The organism is Providencia sp. JGM181, from assembly GCF_018257375.1.
Classification (GTDB): Bacteria; Pseudomonadota; Gammaproteobacteria; order Enterobacterales; family Enterobacteriaceae; genus Providencia; species Providencia lanzhouensis.
The window spans coordinates 1-6,834 of record NZ_JAERJY010000171.1; the positions used below are offsets into that span (position 1 = coordinate 1).

5 protein-coding genes and 3 tRNA genes are annotated in these 6,834 nt (G+C 39.3%); 5 read left to right on the plus strand and 3 right to left on the minus strand.

The genetic code is table 11. From position 1 onward, the window contains the following. Positions 1 to 109 precede the first annotated feature (109 nt). The gene (locus tag JK188_RS15705) at positions 110 to 421 is read left to right on the plus strand and encodes a DUF5339 domain-containing protein (protein WP_006657479.1); all 312 of its coding nucleotides are present in this window, start codon (positions 110 to 112) and stop codon (positions 419 to 421) included. An 83-nt stretch (positions 422 to 504) separates the two neighbouring features. Here the strand turns inward: JK188_RS15705 and mgtA are convergent, their stop codons facing one another. From mgtA to cspE, 3 genes are all read right to left on the minus strand, one after another. Next, entirely contained in the window at positions 505 to 3,207 is a 2,703-nt protein-coding gene (gene mgtA / locus JK188_RS15710; RefSeq protein WP_211885190.1) for a magnesium-translocating P-type ATPase, read from the minus strand. Between the two features lie 146 nt (positions 3,208 to 3,353). After that, positions 3,354 to 4,052, minus strand: coding sequence for an MgtC family protein (locus JK188_RS15715; RefSeq protein WP_036951537.1), 699 nt, complete (start codon positions 4,050 to 4,052; stop codon positions 3,354 to 3,356). A gap of 484 nt (positions 4,053 to 4,536) precedes the next feature. Then, positions 4,537 to 4,749, minus strand: coding sequence for a transcription antiterminator/RNA stability regulator CspE (gene cspE, locus JK188_RS15720; RefSeq protein WP_004909801.1), 213 nt, complete (start codon positions 4,747 to 4,749; stop codon positions 4,537 to 4,539). Between the two features lie 480 nt (positions 4,750 to 5,229). Here cspE and JK188_RS15725 point away from each other — a divergent pair, with 480 nt between their 5' ends. From JK188_RS15725 to JK188_RS15740, 4 genes are all read left to right on the plus strand, one after another. Further along, positions 5,230 to 5,733, plus strand: a complete 504-nt coding sequence (locus tag JK188_RS15725) for a YlaC family protein (protein ID WP_036951540.1) — start codon at positions 5,230 to 5,232, stop codon at positions 5,731 to 5,733. 136 nt (positions 5,734 to 5,869) lie between these two features. Then, positions 5,870 to 5,945 (plus strand) — tRNA-Asn (locus JK188_RS15730). Positions 5,946 to 6,272: 327 nt separating this feature from the next. Further along, positions 6,273 to 6,348: transfer RNA gene (locus tag JK188_RS15735), tRNA-Asn, on the plus strand. Between the two features lie 306 nt (positions 6,349 to 6,654). Continuing rightward, positions 6,655 to 6,730: transfer RNA gene (locus tag JK188_RS15740), tRNA-Asn, on the plus strand. Positions 6,731 to 6,834 lie beyond the last annotated feature (104 nt).

Sequence of the window (6,834 nt, forward strand, 5' to 3'; positions counted from 1 at the left end):
ATTTGAATTAATTATTAATTTCCTTTTTAGGATTTGTTACATTGATAAAAGAAGATCCTCTTATATACTTAATTTGCTTTATATATAAATAATTTTAATAAGGTTGATTATGAAAAAGATGATTTTAGCTTGTGGACTGGGTTTATTGGCATTGACAATCACTGCGTGTTCAGAAGAAGAGAAAAAAGGTCAAGTTGCTGGTGCAACTGAAACTTGTAACGCTTACTTCGCTGAAGTTGATAGCTTAATTGCTAAAGCTTCTGAGAACCCACAAGCCAAAGCTCAATTAGATGCGATGAAAGGTCAGTTAGAAGAAGGTAAAAAGCAAGTTGCCGCTTTACCTAAAGACCAACAAGATCAAGCTTGCCAGCAAGGCATTGATGCAATGAAACAAATGAAAACAGCTTTAGGTCTGCAATAATCTTTCCTACTCTGTTAAAAAAAGAGCCTATATGGCTCTTTTTTTATTGTACTGTTTTACTAAAGTAACGTGACTCGATCAGGCTATAACCAAGTTCCAAAGCGTTTAATATAAATGTGCTTCATACCTTGCGCGACAAAACAATAACTCACTAATGTCAGCACTAACCAAGGGAAATATTCCATTGGCAAAGGCTGCAAGCCAATCATCGAACCAAATGATGAGAACGGAATATAAAGCCCAAGAGCCATGATAATTCCCGTTGTCAGTAACACGGGTAATGCAGCCGTGCTTTGAATAAATGGAATTTTTTGTGTCCGTAGCATATGAACAACCAACGTTTGTGACAGTAATCCCTCAACAAACCAACCCGATTGGAATAGCGCTTCATGGGCAATACTATTGGCTTGGAATACATACCACATTAATGCAAATGTCGTGATATCAAAAATGGACGATGTTGGACCAATCCAAATCATAAATCGCCCAATATTTTTCGCATCCCATTTACGTGGACGTTTTAAAAACTCTTTGTCCATTTTGTCCCAAGGTAATGCTAATTGGGACATATCGTACAGCAAGTTTTGAACCAGTAAATGAATAGCTAGCATCGGTAAGAACGGAATAAATGCACTCGCAATAAGAACAGAAAATACATTTCCAAAGTTAGAGCTAGCGGTCATATTTAAATACTTAATAATATTCCCAAACGTTTCTCTTCCTTTGATAACGCCTTGCTCTAATACCATCAAATCCTTTTCTAACAGAATGATATCCGCAGACTCTTTTGCGATATCGGTACCCGTATCTACAGATATTCCTACATCAGCATCCCGTAAAGCGGGTGCATCATTGATCCCATCCCCTAGGAAACCGACAGTATGTCCATTTGCTTGCAGTAGTTTTAGGATCTGAGATTTTTGTAGTGGGGTTAATTTGCAGAAAACGGAAACTTGCTCAACTTTCGTTTTCAGCTCATCATCGCTCATTGCCTCGACTTCAAGACCAGTCATTATCTCATCGATATTTAAACCTACATCATGGCAAATTTTTTCAGTGATCACGGCATTATCACCCGTAAGCACTTTGACCATCACGCCATTTTCTCTTAGTGCAGCAATAGCCGAAATTGCACTCTCTTTTGCAGGGTCTAAAAATGTAAGAATACCTTGTAACTCGAGTTGTTGTTCTGCTTGAGCCGATAACGGTAACAAAGCTTCAGCATCATTCAATGAACGCGTTGCCAGCAGTAATACCCGGAACCCCTGCTTATTATAGTCACTGACCAGCTCCGCAATCCTAGCTTTAGCTTGGTCATCCAATAAGACGGAGTGTCCATCTTGCTGATAACTATGACAAACAGCCAACATTTCTTCCGCTGCCCCTTTACAGATCAATAAAGCTTCACCTTCAGGGGTTTTTACTGTGACGGATAATTTTCGGCGAATAAAATCAAATGGTAGTTCATCAATTTTTTGATAAGCCTTCAACTGCTCGACTTTATCATTGCCACGTCCACGTCGAATAATTGCCTGGTCCATCATATTTTTGGCACCACTTTGATGGAAACTATTCAACCACGCCAATTGCAAAATTCGGCTATCTTTTTGCCCATTACTGTCGAGATAATGCTCTAAAATGATACGATCTTGCGTCAATGTTCCCGTTTTATCGGTACATAGCACATCCATCGCACCAAAGTTCTGAATAGCATTGAGCCGTTTAACAATAACCTTGTGCTTAGACATGGCTATCGCCCCTTTTGCAAGGTTTGAGCTCACTATCATCGGTAACATTTCAGGGGTTAATCCCACCGCAACAGCCAGTGAAAATAGTGTTGCCTCAAACCAATCACCTTTAGTGAATCCATTGATTAATAAGACAATCGGCACCATTACCAGCATAAAGCGGATTAGCAACCAACTCACACTATTCACGCCGCGATCAAAAGCAGTTTGAGCTCGAGTTCCTACAATCGATTTGGCTAGCGAGCCTAAGTACGTTTTGCTCCCCGTTGCAACCACAATGCCCCTCGCCGTTCCACTCGTTACATTGGTACCCATCAAACAGATATTGGAAATTTCAAGTAATTCATTTTCTGTCGGTGATGCGGGTTCCAAACTTTTTGCGGACACATTTGCGAGAGTGTCATATTTTTCAACCGGGATAGATTCCCCCGTTAAAATGGCTTGGCTGATAAATAGATCTCGAGATTCCACCAGTTTTAAATCCGCAGGAACCATGTCTCCAGCTGATAATAAAACGATATCCCCTGGCACTAAGCATTTGATTGGCACTTCCTTGCGAATAGAACGTCCGGTTCTATCATCACGGCGGAATACAGTAGCCGTGGTTCTTACCAAAGATTTCAAGGCTTCTGCCGCTTTATTGGTTCGATATTCTTGCCAAAAACGCAGCAATCCACTTAATACAACCATCGTGACAATGATAATAACGCCCGTTAAATCAGTCTCCTCACCTTGACGCTCAGGGATCACATAGTCAGTAAAGAAACTCACTATCGCGAGGATCATCAAAACAAAAATAAATGGATTTTTAAAAGAAGTGAGTAATTGCTTCCAAGCAGGAGGTGCTTTTTCATGAGCAACTTCATTTTCCCCCTCGGCGACTAAACGGTCGAGAGCCTCATTTTCAGACAACCCCAGAAGGTTAGTTTGATATTCATTGAGAACCTGCTCAATGTTTTTGCTCGCTTGTTCGCCAACAATGAATTTTTGGCGTGCAGGGGCTTTTGCGCCTTTGCGCTGATGCCTTATTTCAGTCATAACGTTATCTCAATAGAGTACAGTTGTACTTTTTAAACGCTATCTGACTGAAAATATTGTATTTTAGCCAGATAGCTCCTGTTTATATCTCCAAGATGGGGGGTGCTCGTCCATTTCGGCTCCTTTAATCAGTTAATTTTTAGCAATCAAGCGGGTAGCTCGGATGCCACTTTCCAATTGATAGCACTGACACTTTGCTCAAGACTAATCCGGCAAACCAATGCTTCTATCTCTTTTTGCTCGACTGGCGTGGCAAGAAACTCTGCACACACCTCCAACTGTTCTGGTTTCAATGTATCTGCACTACTCAATGACTGTAAGCGAATATGCAGGCCATTAATGGCTTGTAAAATCAACGTTCTAACAAGGATTTCATCACCTTGGTGACACATCACACGTATTTTATAACGCTGCTCAACATCCAATGCCTGCTGTTGCGGTTGGCGATTAATTTTTGCTGCGGCTTCTCGTAATAGAATATTTGCACATAGAATCAATAAAGTAGCTATTGTGGCAAGTGAGTACTGCCCTAACCCGCATAACACACCAATTCCGGCTGAACACCATAGTGTTGCGGCAGTATTCAGACCTCGAATATTCATGCCTTCACGCATGATCACTCCAGCACCTAAGAAGCCGATACCTGACACAATTTGTGCAGCAATTCGACCAGGGCTATCCGGTGAAGTTGTCACTGAACTCAAAATAAATACGGCTGCTCCCGTTGCAACCAATGCATTCGTACGCAATCCAGCCATTCTTTGACGCCATTGACGCTCTGCGCCAATTAATGCGCCAAGGCACATTGCAGATAAAAGATTTAATATATCCGGTGTGAAAAACATAATGATCCCTCCATCAAATAATGGATAACAATTAATGGGCAGAATAAAAAGCCCATGCCAAATTGCTGAATAAATAAATATTCAGTAATTAATGGCTATTGCCCGGAGGGAATAGAGAATAAATATAAACTTGCATGATACACACTCACTGCAACAGTGACTATTTCATTCGAAAAATGAAAAATTCTCATATAAATCAGGGAGTATGAGTGATAGAAACATCAGACACCGCCCGCCGTAGTGGCAAGCAGCTAATAGAAGAGATTATTAATTACTTGCCAATTAAATTAAGTTTTTATTACAACTCTGACTGTCCAAGTAATTTATCTCCAATAGGTTAATGTGAGCTGAGTATAGATGCGGCTAATTATTAAGTAAAGATTTAAATGTTAATTATTTTTACACTATATTTTTTTATTTTTCAGAAATGAAAAAGCCCGTCCTTAAAAAGGACGGGCTTTAGAAAATCAGTTAAGCAATTAGCTTAGATAGCAGTTACGTTAGCAGCTGCTGGGCCTTTTGCACCGTTTTCAATGGTGAATTCAACTTGCTGGCCTTCTGCCAGAGTTTTGAAACCATTGCCCTGAATGGCAGAGAAGTGGACGAAAACGTCTTTGCTACCATCAGCTGGAGTGATGAAACCGAAGCCTTTAGACTCGTTGAACCACTTAACTTGACCTTTCATTTTGTCGGACATTTGACTTTTCCTATATAACATCAAAAAAACTTGCCTTTTGGCATATATGGGCCAGAGTCAGCTATTTAATCAGGGAAACACCAAGATGAAGCGTCACGGTAAAAGGCTATCTTTGATAACTTTTTTCTTTAGAACACACTAACTCAGTAATCATACATCAAATAGGACTGCTAAACAGGCCGATGCACATTAACTCATGACTTTGAGATAATAGCAACTATTTTATACATTCAATCCTGAAAATATTGCTGTTTTTTCGATTCCGTCACTTTTAGGCGGAATTATGTTAACAAAAAAACTGCATTTTATTGATATTTTAAAGATTTCTTTTAAATAAAACCCTCTCTAAACCTCAAAAGTCGACAGGATTAATCCCATATGATGACAATCCAGTTAAATATTTTTTTTAACTGATATATAACAATTCATTCCCTCCGTGATACCCTCCTAGTATAGATATCTGACAGAGAGTCACTTACCATGGATATTATCAAACAAATACTTATAGATGATTTAGATGCCATTAATCAGCGTGAGCAACGTGATGGCAAACCTTACTTTAATAGCCAATTTCTCGCCAATCATCCTTATTTATGTATTGGCATGATTGCAGCCTATTTACCGCTTGCCGTGATCTTATGGTACGCACCCTACTTTGGTCCTTATTGGACACTTGGTATAACCCTCTTATTTATTATACTTGCTAGCGTTCTGTTATTTGACATTAAGCCTGTCTACCATTTCGAAGATATTGGCGTACTTGATTTGCGTGTTTGCTATAACGGTGAATGGTTTGTCACTGAAACCGTATCTGAGGACGCGTTAAATAAAATTCTTAATTCTCAGGAAGTCAGCTCAGCAATCAAGCAAGAAATTTCTCGTTTATTAGCATTAAAGGGCAACATCTCCTTTTACGATATTTATCATATTGCTTACCCTGAGGTTTCTTTGCCGACACAAGTTACTTTAGCCGCTCAAAATTAAAACATTATCAATAATATAGCGTAGTTTTTATTCGTAATGAGTAGTGATTGAGCAATTAGATTTAATTTCTATTTTTATCGTTGACAGGTCGAGGTGATATCGTTAATATTCGCCTCGTTCTCAGGAACAACCCAATTCCTCCATAGTTCAGTCGGTAGAACGGCGGACTGTTAATCCGTATGTCGCTGGTTCAAGTCCAGCTGGAGGAGCCAAATTTAAAAAGCCCGCTAAGATTAATTCTTGCGGGCTTTTTGCTTTCTAGCTGCTCTTCAACCTTTTCATTCTTGTTCACCCTATTTCCGGCTACTTTTACTTATTCCTGCCCTACTCATTAATAGAACAATCCTTATGACTTGCGCGCAGTTCAATTTTAACTGCACTGCTTGAAACAATGGTCAAATCCCTGAAACTCTACTAACAGGGAATAAATAATCACCAAATTGTTTACTTAACAACCTGTTGAACATTTTTTTTAATTTTATGCTTTACAACCGAGTACGGGGTGGGTAATATGCGCCTCGTTCTCAGGAACAATCAATTCCTCCATAGTTCAGTCGGTAGAACGGCGGACTGTTAATCCGTATGTCGCTGGTTCAAGTCCAGCTGGAGGAGCCAAATTTAAGAAGTCCGCTCAGGTTAATCCTAGCGGGCTTCTTGCTTTCTAATCCTGCCATTCTTATCTTTCCTGCAAATTCCTTATCAACGATAATTTTTACACATCAAACTTACTCTACAATCTTAATCACATCTTTTAACTGATTCTTTTTTCAGCTATTTTTTGTTCTCTTTCTTTTACATTCTATCAGTTAGATCAAAATTTTATCGATTCGCGCAGATAACAGGCAAACGAACTTATTTTATCATTTTCCCCTTTGACATTAGCGATTCAGGACGCTAATATCCTCTGCGTGTTAAGGGAGTTCCTCCATAGTTCAGTCGGTAGAACGGCGGACTGTTAATCCGTATGTCGCTGGTTCGAGTCCAGCTGGAGGAGCCAACTTAATCTTTCCTTTCTCTGTTTTATTCTGTTTAAATTCCTTTATTTTCCAGTATTTTAAAAAATTCCAAAGAAAAATAATTTCTATATTAATTGTCCTTGAT